The 19145-nt window shown below is 32.0% G+C and carries 13 protein-coding genes, 1 pseudogene and 1 riboswitch; of the genes and pseudogenes, 8 read left to right on the top strand and 6 right to left on the bottom strand.

Annotation, left to right across the window (positions count from 1 at the left end):
- Positions 1 to 2: 2 nt before the first annotated feature.
- Both EP747_RS13425 and EP747_RS13420 read right to left on the bottom strand, forming a co-directional pair.
- A complete protein-coding gene (locus EP747_RS13425; protein WP_129690636.1) occupies positions 3 to 1259 on the bottom strand; it encodes a cytochrome P450 in 1257 nt (418 codons plus the stop codon).
- Between the two features lie 14 nt (positions 1260 to 1273).
- A complete protein-coding gene (locus tag EP747_RS13420) occupies positions 1274 to 2506 on the bottom strand; it encodes an HD domain-containing protein (RefSeq protein WP_129690635.1) in 1233 nt (410 codons plus the stop codon).
- Between the two features lie 279 nt (positions 2507 to 2785).
- Positions 2786 to 2887, bottom strand: a riboswitch (purine riboswitch).
- 372 nt (positions 2888 to 3259) lie between these two features.
- Here EP747_RS13420 and EP747_RS13415 point away from each other — a divergent pair.
- On the top strand, positions 3260 to 5239 hold the full coding sequence (locus EP747_RS13415) for an acetoacetate--CoA ligase (protein ID WP_129690634.1): 1980 nt from the start codon (positions 3260 to 3262) through the stop codon (positions 5237 to 5239).
- A gap of 244 nt (positions 5240 to 5483) precedes the next feature.
- Here the strand turns inward: EP747_RS13415 and EP747_RS13410 are convergent, their stop codons facing one another.
- Complete coding sequence (locus tag EP747_RS13410; RefSeq protein ID WP_129690633.1) at positions 5484 to 5696, bottom strand: hypothetical protein; 213 nt, start codon at positions 5694 to 5696, stop codon at positions 5484 to 5486.
- A gap of 224 nt (positions 5697 to 5920) precedes the next feature.
- Here EP747_RS13410 and EP747_RS13405 point away from each other — a divergent pair, with 224 nt between their 5' ends.
- Together EP747_RS13405 and EP747_RS13400 are read left to right on the top strand one after the other, a co-directional pair.
- Positions 5921 to 6202 carry a DUF3892 domain-containing protein gene (locus EP747_RS13405; RefSeq protein WP_069032911.1) on the top strand — a complete coding sequence of 94 codons (282 nt, stop codon included), beginning with the start codon at positions 5921 to 5923 and terminating at the stop codon, positions 6200 to 6202.
- Between the two features lie 119 nt (positions 6203 to 6321).
- Positions 6322 to 7335, top strand: coding sequence for an alpha/beta hydrolase (locus EP747_RS13400; RefSeq protein WP_129690632.1), 1014 nt, complete (start codon positions 6322 to 6324; stop codon positions 7333 to 7335).
- Between the two features lie 41 nt (positions 7336 to 7376).
- Here EP747_RS13400 and EP747_RS13395 read toward each other — a convergent pair whose 3' ends face one another.
- The gene (locus EP747_RS13395) at positions 7377 to 8834 is read right to left on the bottom strand and encodes a BglG family transcription antiterminator (RefSeq protein WP_129690631.1); all 1458 of its coding nucleotides are present in this window, start codon (positions 8832 to 8834) and stop codon (positions 7377 to 7379) included.
- A gap of 256 nt (positions 8835 to 9090) precedes the next feature.
- On the opposite strand from EP747_RS13395, the gene EP747_RS13390 reads away from it, so the two are divergent.
- Both EP747_RS13390 and EP747_RS13385 read left to right on the top strand, forming a co-directional pair.
- On the top strand, positions 9091 to 9804 hold the full coding sequence (locus tag EP747_RS13390; RefSeq protein ID WP_129690630.1) for a WxL domain-containing protein: 714 nt from the start codon (positions 9091 to 9093) through the stop codon (positions 9802 to 9804).
- A gap of 130 nt (positions 9805 to 9934) precedes the next feature.
- Complete coding sequence (locus EP747_RS13385) at positions 9935 to 10975, top strand: DUF916 and DUF3324 domain-containing protein (RefSeq protein WP_129690629.1); 1041 nt, start codon at positions 9935 to 9937, stop codon at positions 10973 to 10975.
- Between the two features lie 105 nt (positions 10976 to 11080).
- Here the strand turns inward: EP747_RS13385 and EP747_RS13380 are convergent, their stop codons facing one another.
- Complete coding sequence (locus tag EP747_RS13380; RefSeq protein WP_129690628.1) at positions 11081 to 11983, bottom strand: LysR family transcriptional regulator; 903 nt, start codon at positions 11981 to 11983, stop codon at positions 11081 to 11083.
- Positions 11984 to 12419: 436 nt separating this feature from the next.
- Between EP747_RS13380 and EP747_RS25380 the strand changes: the two are divergent.
- Together EP747_RS25380 and EP747_RS13375 are read left to right on the top strand one after the other, a co-directional pair.
- Positions 12420 to 12497, top strand: a pseudogene (locus EP747_RS25380) (hypothetical protein); the annotation flags it as partial.
- 665 nt (positions 12498 to 13162) lie between these two features.
- Positions 13163 to 17305, top strand: a complete 4143-nt coding sequence (locus EP747_RS13375) for a S8 family serine peptidase (RefSeq protein WP_129690627.1) — start codon at positions 13163 to 13165, stop codon at positions 17303 to 17305.
- A gap of 197 nt (positions 17306 to 17502) precedes the next feature.
- Here EP747_RS13375 and EP747_RS13370 read toward each other — a convergent pair whose 3' ends face one another.
- A complete protein-coding gene (locus EP747_RS13370) occupies positions 17503 to 17817 on the bottom strand; it encodes a winged helix-turn-helix transcriptional regulator (protein ID WP_025671317.1) in 315 nt (104 codons plus the stop codon).
- A gap of 176 nt (positions 17818 to 17993) precedes the next feature.
- Between EP747_RS13370 and EP747_RS13365 the strand changes: the two genes are divergently transcribed.
- On the top strand, positions 17994 to 19088 hold the full coding sequence (locus EP747_RS13365; protein ID WP_129690626.1) for an FAD-dependent monooxygenase: 1095 nt from the start codon (positions 17994 to 17996) through the stop codon (positions 19086 to 19088).
- The last annotated feature ends 57 nt before the right edge of the window (positions 19089 to 19145 follow it).

Here is a 19145-nt window from a genome sequence, read left to right as displayed (position 1 = left end):
TACTAAATTTTTATTTGCATCTGGATCATTCCAGTGAAAGTAGGGTTTGCAGTCCACTCTGGATTTTCTAAATCATATAATGAATCGATCGTTGGAAAACGAGTTATTACTTCTTTAAGAATCTCCATGATCTCTACACGAGCAAAAGCTGCAGCTATACAAGTATGATAACCTCCACCGAAAGCTACATGACGGAAACCTGTTCTACTTATATCCATTTTGTCAGGATTTGCAAATACTCGCTCGTCTCGGCCAGCAGACGCTAAGAAGAAATAAACAGAATCATTTTTCTTGATTTGCTGCCCATGTAATTCGATATCATTTGATGCATGTCTAACAATATATTGGATTGGCCCTTCAAGTCTCATTGTTTCATCTAATACTTTTGGAAGAAGAGACATATCTTTTTTAAGCATTTCGAGAACATCTTGATTCTTAAATAGAAGATGTAATGTATTACTTAATACAAATTGAGGAATTTTATGCCCACCGAAAATTAAGTGCATTGTTTGAGCAATTAATTGATCATCAGTAAGTTCACCATCTTCACCAGGAGTCTCAGAGATTAATCTACTTAATAAATCATTTTTCTTTTCTTTTCGTCTTTCCGCAATCGCATCTGAAAGATATGTCCAAATTTCTCTTACACTTCCTCTAACTTGTTCACTAATTTCTTTACTAGGAACATGAGACACAACGAAATCCTGCATAAATAATGCAATATCATCAGACCACTTAATGAATCTGTCAACTTCTTCACCAGGAATCCCTAACATTTTACAAAGTACCATCGCAGGAATAGGGTGTGCGATCTCTTTTACAAAGTCGAATGAACTAGTGTTTTTTTCAAGTACTTTATCAACGATTGTAGAAACAATTTTCTGAATTTCAGGTGCAATAAGTTCGATTTCATTAACTAAAAAGGCTCTGTTCATATAACCTTTTAATTGTGAATGAACTGGTCGATCATTATAGACCATCCAAGTCTTAATGATATCGATTATATCTTTAAAATGTTGATCTTCTCCTTCAGCGAGATTACTCATTTTATTCGGAATTACATTACTTGAAATAAATTTATCTCCAAGTAAATTCTTGGACACATCCTCATATCTAGTTATAAACCAGGATTGCATTTCTTCATGCCAAAAAACAGGTGCATCATTTCGTAATCTTTCATATAATTCATATCTGTTTTCATAATACTCTTTACTATTTAAACTGAACTGCTCGACAGATTGTTTTACATTTATACTCATGTTATTTCCTCCTGTTATACTACAATTATTTTTTTATTGGATTTACTTACAAAATCTTCAATTTCCATATCACTTAAATGACACATTACGTCACAAACAAAACGTGAACGCTCAATCTGGTTAGAGATATTGATTAATTTTTGTAAGACTTCTTTATCTAATTTCAACAAAGAATCCTCACTATTTAAGTTAAAAAGATAATCGTAGGTGAGTTGTATATTATGAGTAATCTTTTTATCTATTTCTCTATTAACTTGCCTTTCTAAGAAACATTTCTTTGTAATTTGATTTAATAGAAAAAGTTTTAACTCATTTTCCAATGAAAGGTTCAATTTGCTATACATTGGTTGTGCATAGTTTATCTTGATCACTAATGTATCTATAAAATCATGAATAATAGATTGTAGTGGTTCCCAAATTAACTTAAGGTAATTTTGTGAAATTTCCCAAAGTATATTATTTTTAATGTCTTCCATAATTTTAGGAATGAAATAAAGTAATTCCGATCTACTTATTTCAGGGAAAAAAAGCAATGTCTCCTCTAGCATTGCGCCTTCAGTAAAATATCTGTTAAGTAATTGAGCAAATCTATTTTCTCCATAAAATATGATTAAATCTTTAAGATCTGATAGGGCATAAGATAATGTATCTGCTATGTCTACGATAGATTGTTCAATGACATTTTCTTGATATGTCAAAAATAAAGGTTCTAAATGGTCTGACATATACCCGTAATAGCCTTTAATTAATCCGTTATATTCTTCTCTAATTAAAGGAATTTTGGTTTTGTATTTCATTAAGGCTGTAAGGGTTCGGTATTTAAAATCATCTGAACTATTTACTAAAATTTTAACGCTCTGTGCATTTGATTCAAATCCACCCATTTTTTTCATCATTTCATCTAGTGCTCGTTCACCGGTATGTCCAAATGGTGGATGACCAATATCATGAGCTAGACTAATAGTCTTTACTAAATCTTTATTTATGGGTGTAATGTTATTCTCTCGAAAATAATTGTTAAGATGTTCTACGATTAAGCCTGAAACATTGCATACGTCAATAGTATGGGACAAACGATTATGGCATAGATCTGAGTTGGGAATTAACTGTGTTTTTTTTGCTAATTTTTTTAAATGGGGGGATTCTAAAACTGCATTAAAGTCATGTAAGAACGCAATATTAGCTTCTTGCGTTTGCTTGTCAGATAGTCTTAGGTGGTCAAAAGTATGATACATGGCCTTATACATATCAATAAACCCCTTCTATAAACTTTAATTTAAGAAAACATTTAAATGACGTAAAAAAACCAAGATAAAGTAGGACGTATTCTCCACTAAAGAGATAAGTCCTACTTTATCTTGGTTCGCAAAAAAGTTGGAATTTTAAAGGTAGACATATATAAAGTCCGTCAAATAGGTGAAGAATACGTACTTTTATATATTCTAAGGTTAATAGAGTATTTAAAAGTAAGTTTAACTATTCAAAGGGACATCGTTATCCTTTATTAAATTCAGCTTTTTTTACTAATAAAGTAAAAATTACCTCGTAGTCTAATTCTTATCGGGAATTAGGTAGAGACTCCCAGACCATATTTCTGGGTATATACGAGCTATAATATAATTATGGTAAATAGTGGTAAAAATGGAAATAATAACCTGCAGGATTATCATTTAATATATTACATTTAATCAATTTAAATATCAACCGTGTCTCTATGAGGATATAGTATGAAGTTTTTTGGGTTAATTTAACTAGAACAATAGATGAAAGCTCAAGTTCAAAATGTACTTTTAGTTGAACGATGATTCATTTTCGATATTGACAGTAAATTTAGTGTGTAATAGTATAATAGTTAATTTTTAAATATTAAGTATTTTTAGAAAAAAGATTTAACTAATACATAATAGAAAGATTATAAGGAGTTTTCATCAAAAGGTTTGAGCTATGCGCAGTTACTATGTCCTTAAAATAAATAGATTACTAATTTAGGAGGAGTAATAATGAAAGCGATTACTGAAGGTGCTCTATTATGGGAACCAACTAGGCAGCAAATTGAAAAAGCTGGAGTTAGCCAATTTATGAACTGGCTCAAAAATGAAAAAAATCTATTTTTCAATACACAAAGTGAGTTATGGAAATGGTCTGTCGATGAATTAGAGTCCTTTTGGGAAAGCGTTTGGAAATATTGTAATGTAATTTCCCATGCACCATACGATCAAGTTCTTGAAGAGCGCAAAATGCCAGGCGCAAAATGGTTTAACGGCTCAAAAATTAATTATGCAGAACATGTATTTCGAAATGATAAAGGAGACCAATCTGCATTAATTTTTCAATCAGAAATTACTCCAAAAACAGAAATAAGTTGGAAAGAGCTTAAGGAAAAGACAGGATTGGTCGCAAATTCTTTAAGAGAATTAGGTGTAAAACCTGGGGATCGAGTTGTAGCATATATGCCTAATATCCCCGAAACAATCATTGCCTTCTTAGCTTGTGCAAGCATTGGAGCAATTTGGTCAAGCTGTTCACCAGATTTTGGAACGAGTAGTGTAATTGACCGATTTAAACAAATCGAACCGACTATTTTATTTGCGGTGGATGGTTATTCTTATAATGGAAAAGTTCAAAATAGGTTATCAAGCGTTGAAGAGCTACAGTCTGAATTACCTACATTAAAGAAGACAATTTTAGTACCTTATGTGAATTTTGATGAATACAAAATGGAAAACGAAACAATTCTTTGGAATGAATTATTAGTGGGAAGCAGTGAACTTACTTTTGAAAGTGTTCCTTTTGATCATCCACTATGGATCTTATTTTCATCGGGGACAACAGGTTTGCCTAAACCAATTGTACAAAGTCAAGGTGGAATATTAGTTGAGCAACTTAAAACATTAGTAGTTGAACAAGGAATAAATCAAGATGATGTCATTTTTTGGTTTACTACTACTGGCTGGATGATGTGGAATCAATTAGTTGGAGGCTTGTTATCTGGTAGTACGATTTTATTGTTTGATGGAAGTCCTTCTTATCCTAGCCTTCATGTATTATGGGACCTTGCAGAAGAAGTGGGTGTAACATTCTTTGGTACAAGTGCAGGATTCTTAAGCGTATGTGAGAAGCACGGAATAAAACCAAAAGAAAGAAATGGTTTTTCTAGATTAAAATCTATTTGTTCGACTGGTTCACCTCTATCGGTGGAAGGATTTTCATGGGTATATGAAAATATAAAAGATGACATCTGGCTTGTTTCAACTAGTGGAGGTACTGATGTTTGTACAGCATTTGTTGGAGGTTCCCCGATTCTTCCTGTTTATGCTGGAGAGATTCAAGCTCGTTCATTAGGAGCTCATGTACAATCATTTGATGATGAGGGAAATTCAGTAATTAATGAAGTGGGGGAATTAGTGATTACTTCTCCTATGCCGTCCATGCCGCTTTATTTCTGGGGTGATTCGAATAATGAACGTTATCTTGAAAGTTATTTTGAAGTTTATCCAGGTATTTGGAGACATGGAGATTGGATTAAAATTGATGAAAAAGGTAGTTGTATAATTTATGGAAGATCAGATTCAACAATAAATAGACATGGTGTGCGTTTAGGTACAAGCGAAATCTATCGAGTTGTTGAATCACTTGATGAAGTAATGGAAGGTCTAGTGATCGATTTAGAACTACTTGGCCGTCAGTCATTTATGCCATTATTTGTTGTACTAAAAAATGGGGTTGCTTTGACGAATGAATTAAAGGAAAAAATAAAAGTAGAAATTAAGCAAAAGGTTTCACCACGATTTGTCCCTAATGAAATTTATGAAGTTGAGCAAATTCCAAAAACATTGAGTGGAAAAAAATTAGAAGTTCCAATACGTAAAATATTATTAGGTTTTTCTCCTGAAAAAGTAGTCAACCAAGGTTCGATGGCTAATCCAGAGTCATTAAAATTTTTTACCGGGTTGGCACAAGTTTTAAATGAAATAAGTTAAAATCAGTCAAAAACGTTATCTTAATAATGAGATAGCGTTTTTAATTATTTTATAGAAATTTCAATAATAACAAGCAATTATAAATTCTATTATGCCATTTGCATAAACAAATGATTCACCAAAGAATGAAACAAAAAATATAGTTGTCTCATCAAAAAACCACCCCTTTAAAAGTATGCTTATTTATGTCAGCTTTTAATTAAAGGGGTGGTTATATTAATTCATATATTCTAATTAATTGAAGTCAACACTCGTTATTAATAATTTTACCTTGATCAGTCAGTTTAACAAGTGCTGCATAACCAATACCTTTTTTTACGACAGTCACCATACCTTCACGAACAAGTAAATTTAATGTTTTCAGTTCGTCTTTGTTTAATTTTGTATATCGGTAATAACCATCACCTATTTTGTGAATTAATCTGCCTTCTCTTGTCATTCCTAAAACAGTAGTCATATTTTTTCCTTCTTTCGAAAGTTGTTTGGATTAATGATTACATAACTATCGTATAATTTTTGTGCAAATTTGTCTGTGTATATTTTGTGAAAAAATTAACAAACTTAATCTAGTTACTAGGTGAAATCTTCATTTAAGATTTAGTCTTGTAAGAATTTGGAAGGATAAACATATTTTCATCCCGCCATACTATTTTTGTGTCAAATAAATGGAGGTGTGTTGGTATGTCGTTTCAAAATCGTGGTATCGGACATCCTGAACATCAAGATGATCCAAATAAATTACATATCGTCGCAGTACGAAAAAATGGCGATGGTGATATTACAGATGTAAAATTTCAAAATGGTGAAATAGTTGGGATTGAGCAAGCCATTGCGATGGCAGAACTTGAACAAATTGAAGATGTGAACACAGGTCTAACTCGGGGAGATAATCCACATAAAACACTTCGTTCTTATCCCGACGGTGATCCTACAAATAATTTAAGTAATTTACCAACTTTTTAATGTCTATAAGCTAAAAAGGTGCACAAGTTCTGTGCACCTTTTTATTTCCGAGTAATTAATGAGAAAATGGAAAATTTAATATTACGAGGCAAAAAATACCAGTAAAGTAGGGAGCTAATTTGAAAAAAACTTTTTTATTTCTTTCACTTGTGATTTGTTTGTTAATAGGAAATTATTTAGTTGCTTCAAAAAATACTGTAAAAAGTGAAAGTAATTCTTCCCTTATCTATCAAAATGAGAAACCCGACAAAGTAACAGAAGCTCTTAGAGCATTAAATATAAAAAAATCAAAAGAAGGAAGAACGGCATCATTAGAACAAAAAAGAATCGAAATTGAAAAACAGATTATTCCAACACCAGCAAATATAAAAATTAAGGCTGAAACTATTGAAGGGATAAAAGTTGAATGGTTAATACCAGACGGATCACCGGGAGATAAGATTATTTTTTATGTGCATGGTGGGGGATGGTCAAGAGGTGGGTTAGGATTTTCAAGGAATTTAGGAACAATCTTAGCTAGAGAGACCAATTACAGGGTATTAACGATACAGTATAGACTTTCACCTGAAAATCCATTTCCAGCAGCTTTAACCGATGTTGAAAAAGTTTATAATTATTTAGGAAAAAATTATGGTCCCAATTCTAAAGTTGTTATCGTTGGGGATAGTGCTGGTGGTAATTTAACCTTTGCTTTGTTAAATAAAATTAAAGCTTCAAATGGAAACTATCCAACAGCTGTTGTAGGGATCTCTCCAGCGAATGACTTAACGAAAGAAAGTCAATTATACACTTCAGATTTTGATAGTATTCATGCAAGTTATCACGGAAATGATATCAATATTGTTGATACATACGTAGGTAATAATAATCGGAAAAATCCTTTAATCTCACCACTTTATGGTGATTTAAGAGGTTTACCTCCAATGCTAATACATGCTGGCGCAAGGGAAGAGTTAATCGATGATATTTTAGCTTATGCGGCAAAAGCAAATGCTAATGGCGTAGAAGTGACATGTAAAGTTTGGAGAGGGATGTTTCATGATTTTCAGTTAATGGACAAGGCTTCGAGTATAAGTAAGCAAGCGAACGCTGAGATTGCACAGTTTATTAAACAACACTTGGAGAATAGATAGTGAAAATACAAAAAAAGTAAGGCTTATTGTGCCTTACTTTTTTATGTAGATTTTGAATTTAAGAAATTTGAAATTTGATCAATATCTCTTTGCGTAAGAACAGGGTCAATTGTAATGACTGGATGAAGGATTTCCCCTTCAAGTAAGAAGTCAGAAATAATAAATTCAATCTTTAATTTATTTATATTATTTGATTCAAACTCGCCTAATTTAGGACGAATAAAATCAATTTTATGACCAAAAGCTGTGATTAATTTCGTTTCTATATAACGATGAACACCTGGACCATTACTCGTTAATAACAAGACTCTTTTCCTTGAAGATGAGAAATTAATTTTAGAAGCTTGTACATTTAATGCAACTTTTGCAATCTTATCTCTTGTAATTTCTGGATAGGAATATTTTTTAGTCCAGATTTGTAAGGCATCTGATACATTTCTATATAACTCAGGATACTGATTTTGAACATATCGGTCTATTGCATAAGATGGTTCCTTTATATCGATTGAGTAAAAAACTAGAGAGTTCCTTTTAAATTGGTCTTGAAATGTGTAAAGAAATTCTTCGTCTTCATTTAGAGATATACCAGTCTTTTTCTCTAATATTTCGATTAAATTATGGAGTTCCTTATAATATCGTGTTTTTTGTTTTCGATATAAGTAAAAAAATTCATTTTTTTCCATATTATCAAAACTGTAATAAGGAAGAGTTGAGATTAATAATGAGAAAGCAATTCGTTCATTCATAGATATATGATGTTTATATTGATGCTCTAATTGATCACAAATTTCATTAGAAATCTTAAAAAATACAGAATCCAAAATTTTATTTATCGATTGATCAGTTAGTTCAATTTTCATTTTTTTATCTATTCTATATAACATTGTTCCAAGTAAATAGACATACTTTTTAGTTGTAGAAGGATATAAGAATAATTTAAATTGTTCTGTAGTGGCTATAACAATTTCTTTAATATCTTGGAATGTAAATGATTCTAATGGCCATTCTTGATTTGAATGAGCATATAAAGCATTAAGAATATCAGCACATAATAGGCGAATTTCAAATTCTCTTCCTACAATTTCAAGTGGGCCACGTTTTAATTTTAGGTGATAGGCTTCCAATAATTCTTCAACTCGGTCAAGTATAGAATAGACAGCAGGTTGTTGTGTAAAAAGAGCGTTTGCTAATTCTACTATAGTTTTAATTTGTTTAAATTGTATGAGTATAATGGCTTGAAAACTCAATGAGGTTTTTACGTAAATTGAACGAATTTGATTAATTGATGAAGAAATTGGTTTATTAATATAAATTCCTTTACCTTTTATTGTTTCAATTTGCCATCCTTTAGGTAAGTTCGAATTAATTGCCTGTAAATCATTTCGAATTGTTTTTTCAGTACATAATAACTCACTTGCTAATTCTCCTGTTTTAAACCACTTATCCTGTTTACTTAAAATATTAATTATTTGTAATTTCCGTTTAGTTGATTTATCCATTCAATATCTCCATAAATTTTGTCCAATTTATTACTATTATTGCTTCAAATGTTCCGTCTTAATTCAGTGAAAGTTTATTTCATCTATTGAGAAACACCTTTTAATGCGATTTTTAGAGTTAAATGTGAAATTTTATTGAAGATAAGATATTATTTTTACCTAAATCAAAGGTAAAAAACATCATGGGAATCACTTTACTACAACGATATAATGACATCGTTGAAACAAAAAAATAATTTTTAAGGAGTAAAGTGAAATGAAATTTACAAAAGTCGCGCTTGTTAGTGTAATCGGGATGTCATCATTAGTTGGAGCAGCTCACTCAACTTTTGCGGAAGTATCATCTGTAGGGAATTCAAAATCATCCATAACATTTGTTGCTGGAACAGGTCCAGTTACACCTGTTGATCCTACAAATCCAATTGAACCATTAGAACCATCAGGTCCTACTGATCCAACAGATCCGCCAACAGGGAATGCTGGTTCATTAACATTAGATTATGTTTCATCAGTTGACTTCGGAGTAAATGAGATTTCAAATAAAACAGAAGTCTATTCGGCTAAATCTAAAAAGCCATTTATTCAAGTGTCAGATCGCCGTGGTACAGGGGCAGGTTGGTCAGTAACTGCTAAAGCAAGTAAATTTACAAATGGAACAACGGATTCTCTACCTGGTGCAATCATTACATTTAAAAATGGTTCAGTTATTTCTTTAAGTACAAGTGGGTCTCCGGTACCAACTGAAACAATTGCTTTAAATACAGACGGAAGTACAGCATCACCTGTTGTTTCCGCATCACCAGGTAATGGTTTTGGTACATGGGTAACTCGTTGGCTTGGGCCAAATCCAGAAGTGAATGATGGGGCATTAAATGATAATGTCACTTTGACGATACCGGCAGGCTCAGCTACGATTGGTAATCATGAGGCAACTATTACGTGGACATTAACAGATGCTCCGGGATTATAGTAGTTAATTTGAAAAATAACTATTAATCGATTGGACTTTATATTATTTTGAATTCTATTAGATAAAACTTTATTAAATGTCTTATAGTGAAAATGATATAAAGTCTCTATTCTGAAGGGGGAATAAAAAAGTGGATTTTAAACGTCAAAAATTATTGTTAATTTTTTCTGCTATTCTGTTAACTTTATCGTTCATCCCTCTATCTGTAAAAGCAGAGAATAATATCGACTTTTCTGTAAAAGCAATCATTCCAACAAATCAAATTGATCATCTGAAATCTTATTTTGATTTAAAAATGAGTCCAGGACAAAAACAGGATCTTAAAATCGAGGTCTTTAATAATAGTAAAAAAGAAGAAACAATCCAGGCAAATGTTACTTTTGCAACGACTAATGATAATGGACTGATTGATTACTCTGAATCGAATAGTAAAGATGCAGATCAATCTTTAAAGTATCCATTAACTAGCTTAATAAAAGAACCTCAAAAAGAAGTTGTTATTCCACCAGGTAAATCAAAGGTAGTGTCTTTTTCGATTACAATGCCTAAAGATGAATATAATGGAGTTATTTTAGGAGCAGCCCATTTTAAGAAAAAGATCGATGACACTGAAAAAAGTTCTAAAAGTGAGAGCATTAAAATAAAAAATGAATACGCATATGTGGTTGGAATAAAATTATCGGAAAACTCGAAGGAAGTCGAGCCGGATCTACATTTACTTGATATTAAACCTAAACTAGTAAATTATCGTACAACAATTGCTGCGACAATTCAAAATAGCGAATCCTCCATTGTGAAGGATATGAGTATAGATGCGCAAATCTTTAAAAAAGGTTCCAATAAAGTTTTATATAGTTCCAAAAAAACTGAGATGAGCATGGCACCTAACTCAAATTTTGATTATGCAATCGATTTAAATAATAATCCAATTGAACCTGGAACTTATCGATTAAAGATGAAAGCGATTATCGGAACTCAAGTATGGGAATGGGATGAGTTATTTACGATTGGAAAAGAAGCAAAAGAATTGAATAATAAGGCAGTGGAAATAAAAAATAATCATTATTGGATTTATATCGGAGGCGGATTATTACTTTTAATAGGAATAATTGGCTTAATTTTCTTCAAAAAAAGAAAGAAGGAAAAGACACAATCGAATAATAATGAATGATTGAATAGTATTGATTGGTTGTCTTACGTAATTATTCTTAAGGTGAATGATATATTGGTAAAATAAAAAAGGCTCATTTCTTTATTTGAAATGTTGCCTTTTTTATTAATTTGAAATGATTTCATTTCTCAAGAAATTGATAAATTGTTTCTCAACTTTCGATAATATTTTCTTTTTTGAAGTGATTACTCCAAGTTTTGAGTTGACAGGTTCGTAATTTTCGATATCAATTTCAACAAGTTCACCATTCAATAAATATGGATGATTTTTTAAAGAAAAATTTGGTCCCCAAGTTATCGCACTGCCATTTAAAATTGCACGTAAAAGCTCTTCAATATGGTTGGATGAGAATAAAATATTTATATTTCCAATAGTACGTTGGAAGTTATTTGTAAACCATCTTATATAATCACCGTTATATAGGACGAATTTTTGCTGAAGAATTTCTTCAGGTGTTATTTTTTTCGAGATGGCAAAAGGGGAATCCTTTTTTGCATATACTTTCATCTTTCCATCTACTAATCCTTCATAATGAAATTCTTCTAGTTCTTTCATAATTCCTTCATAAAGACAGATGATTCCTATGTCTACTTGATTTTTTTTTACTATTTCAATAGTACGCTCAGTAGTACTTTCTAAAATGTCTATATGCAAATTTGAATGTAGGTTTTTAAATTCAACTAATGGTGTTAATAAATAATTAACAAATGCAGGTACCATTGAAACTCTAAGTTCACTGATTTTGGTATCTTTACTTTTCTGTGCTATTTCTTTTAATTCTGCGTATTTTAAGAGTACTTCTTTTGATTTTCCCACGATTTGTACCCCATCCACTGTTAATCTAGCGCCTAATCTAGATCGATTGAAGATTTTTATTCCTAGCTCTTCTTCTATTTTAGTAATCGCTTGACTTATTCCAGATTGACTAACATGAAGATTTTCTGCAGCGATGGAAATTGACCCCGTTTTAGCGACTTCTACTAAAATCTCTAGTTTTTCTAAATGCATTACATTGACCACCTTTATGCTTTCATACACGAAATAAAACTTTTCCAATATAGAATTTTTATTTCAGTTTTTATATTACAAATCGTGAAGTTATATTTAAAAATTGTAAATTTACTTAATCATTTTGCGAATATAGAATTGGGTTTAACTATTAGTATTATTCTATTTTTTTTATTGAGTCTAATGTAATTGAAAAATAATACGTTCTAATGTTGAATCAAAACATTAGAATTATCAAGTGCTTTCTTATATTTAGAAAAATTTACAATAAATGATACTTTTTTGTTCAATTTGAACGTTGCCTAATATAGAGGGGGCTAAATATGTTAGTTGGTGAAATCATCAAATATTATCGAGAGAAAAAAGGGATGAGTCAATCTAAATTGGGTGAAGGAATTTGTGGTAAAGCGTATACGATGTAAAGGATGCATTAGCAATCCAAACATATTGGGGAACAAATAAACGTAGTGCAGATATCAACTTCGATGGAACGGTTGACGCGAAAGACCTTACATTCGTTGAAAAGAATTACTTAATGCAAAATCCTTGGGTTACAGCACCACCAAAACCAGTTAAAAATTATAAAGGAAGTACATTAGAATCAATTAAGAGTCAATTAGGATTACAATAATATGTAAAAGCCTGTTCTTATTTTTGGGACAGGCTTTTTACTTTTACTGTTTGGCCTTTTAAGTTGATCTCCAATAGTTCCTTTCTCAAGTTTTTTTATAGATTCCTTTTTCTCTATAGATTTTTATAAATAGTTCACCAAATGTGTATTTTCTATTAAAAAAATAGTTACATAGATTCCTAATTTACACAAAAGATGGAGTCAGAAGTGGAACTGTCAAATCGTCTTTTTTTATAGAAAAGTGCAAAAATATTTTTCTAAAAATCAATTGTGCTTTAGATTAAATAAATAAAAGGTAATAAAATGCCAAATTTTAGGCATATTTTTAGTAGGAAATTGTCGAAAAAGTGCCCTGAATTGTAAAAGTATTGATTTTATTGGCATGTAATAACCCGATTGTGAATTATAAGAATATTCTAGATAATTAGTTTTACAAAGGAATGATTTAATGAAGAGCGATATTCGAATATAAAATAATATCATTTTAGATTCATATAACTCTGACATTAGAAAATTCATTTGATAATTAGAATATTTGGGGGAAGAGTATGTTAAAAAGAACGGGTAATAGTAAACTAGTAAAAAGCCTATCAGTTGCAGTTTTATCATCTAGTTTTGTTTTAGGTTCATTAGGGCATGTATCGAATGTAACGAAAGCCGAAAATGCTTCAACTGCAGAATCAATTTTAGCTAAATTAACACCACAGCAAAGAGAAGCTCTACAAAAGCTTTCAACTTCAGAAGAACAATCGGGGTTACTTGTCGATTCAAATGTGAACTTGGATAGTAATGAAACAGTTTCTGTCATCGTTTCATTTAAACAAAAGCCTCAAAAAATCGCTGTATTAGAAGCAGCTTTAAAGGGCAAAGAATTATCAAATGAAGAAGCGAAAAGTAATGTTAATGCTGATCATTCAACTTTTAAATCGGATTTAAGTTCTTTATTTAAAAAGAAGTCTGAAGGGGCATATAAAATCAAACGTGAATATAAACATGCTTTTAATGGAGTAGCTATAGAAGTCCCTGCAAATAAACTCCAAGAATTAATGAAATCATCGGCTGTACAAGCTATTTATAGCGACGTTACTGTAAAATCTGAACTTCCGGTAGTAGATAAAAAATCTTCTACAACTTCAACAGGTAAAGGAATGGCGGATGAGCGTACTTATCTTCAAATTGATAAATTACATGAAGAAGGATTTACAGGAAAAGGTGTAAAGGTTGCCGTTCTTGATACAGGAGTTGCCTATAACCATCCAGACATTAAAGCAGCATTTAAAGGTGGTTACGATTTCGTAGATAATGACAATGATCCAATGGAAACAACAATGGCTGACTGGGAAAAAGCTGGTAAACCAGGGGGAACTTCTGGAGCAGCAAGTTATGTAACAGAACATGGAACTCACGTATCAGGCACAATAGTAGGTCAAGGGGAAAATGAAAGTGAATATGCAACAACTGGTATTGCACCAGATGCTGATCTTTATGTGTATCGTGTATTAGGACCAGGTGGAAGTGGTTCAACTGAAGACATTATCGCAGGAATTGACAAAGCAGTAGCTGATGGAATTGACGTAATGAACCTTTCATTAGGTGCGAATTATAATGATCCACTTATTGCTGAAAGTATTGCGATTAACAATGCCGTACTAAATGGAGTAACGGCAGTTGTTGCAGCTGGAAATTCAGGGAATAAAATGTATACATTAGGATCACCAGGAACTGCGGCTTTAGCGTTAACAGTTGGAGCAAGTGATGTGCCAATTACAACAATGTCTGCTAAAGGCTCAATGGACAATGTGTCAGCGGATTTACGATTAATGGCAAGCGGTTACGGTGATGATATTACAAAACTAAAAGGACAAACATTACCAGTAGTAGATGTGAATTTAGGAGAAGCATATACGGGAAAAGATGTTAAAGGTAAAATTGTCTTAATGAGCCGTGGAACTTATACGTTGGATTCTAAAATAGCTGTAGCTAAGCAACAAGGTGCAGTTGCAGTTCTAATGTACAATGATAATCCAACTGAAGGATTTATTCCAAGTTATTTAGGAGAAGGAGTAAACTTTATTCCATCTTTTTCTTTATCAAATGCAGAAGGACTTGCATTAAAACAAAAACTACAATCAGGCACTGCTAGCTTTACATTTACTGATATGGGAGAAGTGAAAACACAAGGAGATACATTAGCAGACTTCAGCTCAAGAGGACCTGCAAGATTGACATACGATATTAAACCAGAAATTACAGCCCCTGGTGTAAGTGTACTTTCAACAGTACCAGGATTTATTAACAATCCAGACAATCCTACAGATTATAAAAATGCGTATCAGCGTATGTCGGGTACATCAATGGCTACTCCATTTACAACGGGGGTTGCAGCATTATTAAAACAAGCTAACCATAGCTTACAACCAGAAGATATAAAAGCGATTTTAATGAATTCAGCAGATTCATTAAGCAAACCATATAGTGTGTTTGAACAAGGTGCAGGACGAATTGATCCGTATAATGCAATTCATTCCACAATTGAAATTAAAGTACAAGAAAAAACACCAATGATAATTAATGGTAAAGAAAAACAAATAAACGAGGATACTGGAGCGCTAAGCTTTGGTAATGTAGCTTATGACGGAAGAGACTTCTCAGATTCACGTTCTGTTACTTTAATGAACAGAGGAGAAAAGACGAAAACGTTTGATGTGAAAGTTAATTTCCAATCAAATCTACGCGGTTCAAAAGATGCAGTAGCAAACGGTGTTACTGTTCAAGCTCCTTCGTCAGTTACGTTAAAGGGAATTAGCCAAAAGCAAACATCTGTAACGTTAAATATTCCAAAAACAGCTGAAAAAGGAATTTATGAAGGTTATGTAGTTTATACAAACAAAGACAACCCATCTGAAACTTATCGAGTACCATTTGGTGTACATTATGTAGAAAAAGGATTCCAAGATTTTAGTCTTACACGCCAGGCTTTTTCAACAGATCGTAATAATTTAAGTAATCCATTGTTTGACCCATATTTATTCGCTAAATTCTCGTTAAAGTCACACATGAGATATATCGATGTAATTCTAACTGACGCAGTGACAGGACAAGATTTAGGTATCCTGAACACATTCGATGGAGTTAGATTTGATGAAGGTGTACAATATCAAATCTCAGCAGGAATAGGAGTCTACTATCCTTTTACAAATGATGAAAAAAATCCAATTAGTTCAAAAGCGGTTCTACCAAATGAAGGATTTTATAAAGTAAAACTAATTGGTTATGATGATGCTGGTAAGCCATATACAATATCACAAGATTTATTAGTTGATAATACGATGCCAAATAAATTTGATATTCAAGTAGAAGGCGAAAAAGAAGGAAATCCATTTATCGAATATAAAGAAGATCAAAAATCACTTCCATACACTGCGACGATTAATGACAAGTCAGTTGAGAAACTGAACGCCGCAGGGATCAATGCAGATCAGTCTCAAAATACGATTGGATATTATTTTAACAGTCCATTCCTAGGTGGCAAACTTGAATTAGACAAAAATGGAAATGCAGCGAAAGATGAAATTGAAATGGTACCGAGTATTGCAGCATCTTCTCTTCGTTTCGTTGCAGGCGACCAAGCTTCAAACTTGTTTGGTGACAAGCAATACTACTTCGTTAAAGAAGGTACTCAATATGTATACGGTCAACCAAACTCTAAAACAAGATTAAACAAACTAATAACACAAATTGGTGAAACACATACAATTACACTTACTGCTAACAATGTGAACAAACTAAAGCAAGCGGGATACAGTTTTACAACTAAAATTGCTGATACAAATATTGTAAATATAGCACTAAACCCTGCAGCTAAAAAACTTGGTGGACAATTAAATGTGACAACGACAAATCCATCTAGTACGACCGTTAAATCTGATGTGAATGTAACGTTTGATGGTTCTGCGGAAGTATCGGGTGATATTCCAATGGTTGACGTTACAATTAAAATTCCAGAAATGAATGATGTTCTTTCTACTTCAAGTTTTAGAACAGTGACATCTACTTTTACTAGTGTTGACAATACAGTAACGAAACCAATTACTTATATCATACCAATTAATATTTTGCCAAATTTCTCTAGTGTAATTAGTTATATTCACCCTGAAAGCTTCGAAAATGCAGATGGAACGCTGAAAAAGACGGATTATACGAAAATTGGAGCAACTGTAACGATTGTGGATAGCAAAGGAAAATCTTATACAGGTACAATGGATAATATTGGACAGTTTTATATTACGGGATTACCGATTACAAAAGATAAATTTACAGTCATCACAGATATTCCTGGACACTTTAATACGTATGGTAAATTTGACAGATTATACAATACGATAGATGGATTTATGTATGGTATTGGTAAGCGAATCGGTGTAGAAACAATTGATGACGCTACTGCTGGAGATATCAATAAAGATAATGTAATCGACATAAATGACGCATTAGCAATTGAAACATTCTGGGGAACAAACAAACGCTCAGTTGATATCAATTTTGACGGGACAGTTGATGCGAAGGACTTTGCTTATGTAGAAAAAAACTACTTAATGCAAAACCCGGCTGTAGACAATGCACCAAAACCAGTGAAAAAATCAAAAGGTAAGACAATTGATACGATTAAGAGTGAGTTAGGCATTCAATAAACGAGCAAGTTTCGAATAGAGTATGAAATTTAATTAACTGTTAATAAGGGTTGTCTCATTAGTCAGAGTACTTTTGAGGCAGCCTTTTTATTGTAATAAAAAAGGATGTCTCATAGCTAGAATTTTATGAGACATCCCTTTTATTTGCAATTGAATTCTAAATAATTAAAAGGCGAAGCAAAAAATAAATACTTTTATTAATCGATTGTTGTCCAATCTTGCGACCATTTCATTAATTCCTTAATAACTGGTTCTAAAGCCAGTCCTTTTTCCGTCAATGAGTATTCGATTCGAACTGGAGTTTCTGGGTATACATCTCGTTTTACAATACCAGCTTGTTCTAAATCCTTTAATCTTTCTGAAAGGACGCGCCCGCTAATTGGTAAAGTTGATTCGATTGTACAAAATCGTTGTGATCCAGAAAGAAGTTGAAAAATTATAAGAATTGCCCAACGTTTACTAATTAGTTCTACGCTTTTTTCAAACCGAGGGCATAATAAAGAAAAATCCATTTAAAACCACCTCACCTATATCCATATTATAACTAAATTTGAATTAATAACAAGATTACCATACATAAATTTATTACTTGACGTAAGTTTATTACTAAATTAAACTTACTTACATAAAGTAACTAAGTAATTTTTTTAGAAAAATAATAAATGTCTATTAATAGGTGGCAAATAACATGAATATGAATACAGATGTATGTATTGTAGGTGCAGGACCGGGTGGTGCACTATTAGCATATTTGCTTGCAAAAAATAATATTTCGACAGTTCTTGTGGAACGTCATAATGGAATTGATAAAGAATTTAGGGGGGAGCATCTAAATTCTGAAGGTGAACAAATATTAAAAAAGCATCATCTTTATGAAAAAGTTAAAGAATACGGACTCCTGCTAATGGATCGTGTTGAATATTGGAGTGATAATAAAATAATAAAAAGTATTTTCCCATCACAAGGTTCAAAACACGTTGGTATTCATGTTCCACAAAATCATTTATTAAATGTTATTTTAAAAGAAGCAAATAAATTTGATAACTTCAAGCTTTTAATGGGCACACGTGTGTCGGAATTAATTGAAGATGAAAATGGTCATTGTATTGGTGTAAAAGCATTAAGAGATGGTACTGAAATAACAATTAATAGTTCGGTTATAATTGGTGCCGACGGTCGATTTTCAACAATCCGTAAATTAGCAAATATACCAACAGATATTATAAAACATGGATACGATTTACTTTGGGCTAAAGTACCAAGACCAGCAAGTTGGGATCCAACAGTTAGATTAACATTGATTGATAAACAGCAATTGGCTTTTTTTACTCAAGCAGGCGGGTTTATTCAAATTGGATGGAACATAGATGAAGGTTCTTTTCCGAACTTAAGAAGTAAATCTTTCAATCCTTTTGTAAATCAGCTAATCGAAGCATTTCCAGAACTGACTGAAACTGTTCAAAAAAATATAAAATCTTGGAACGATTTTGTATTATTAAATGTTCAAAGTAGCCGTAGCAAAACATGGGTAAAGGACGGCTTAATAATAATGGGTGATGCGGCACACACGATGAGTCCAACTGCTGCGCTTGGTGTAAATATTGCAATGAAAGATGCAGATATTTTAGCAGAAATTCTTCAAGATGCTATTCATAACAAAGATACTAGTACAATAATGTTAAAGAAATTTGAATATGCTAGACGAAGAGAAGTTGAGGGCTTACAAGAGCAACAACTAACACAGGAAAGTACTTTCAAACACCACTTTGATGTGACTATATAAGAATGCTAAGAACCTTTTAAAAATGGACAAGTAAAAATTAAGATATATTATAACAAT

Origin of the sequence: Gottfriedia acidiceleris (genome assembly GCF_004138285.1) — a bacterium.
Classification (GTDB): Bacteria; Bacillota; Bacilli; order Bacillales; family Bacillaceae_G; genus Gottfriedia; species Gottfriedia acidiceleris_A.
The sequence above is the reverse complement of the archived record's forward strand: the minus strand, read 5'-3'. Positions and strand labels throughout refer to the sequence as shown.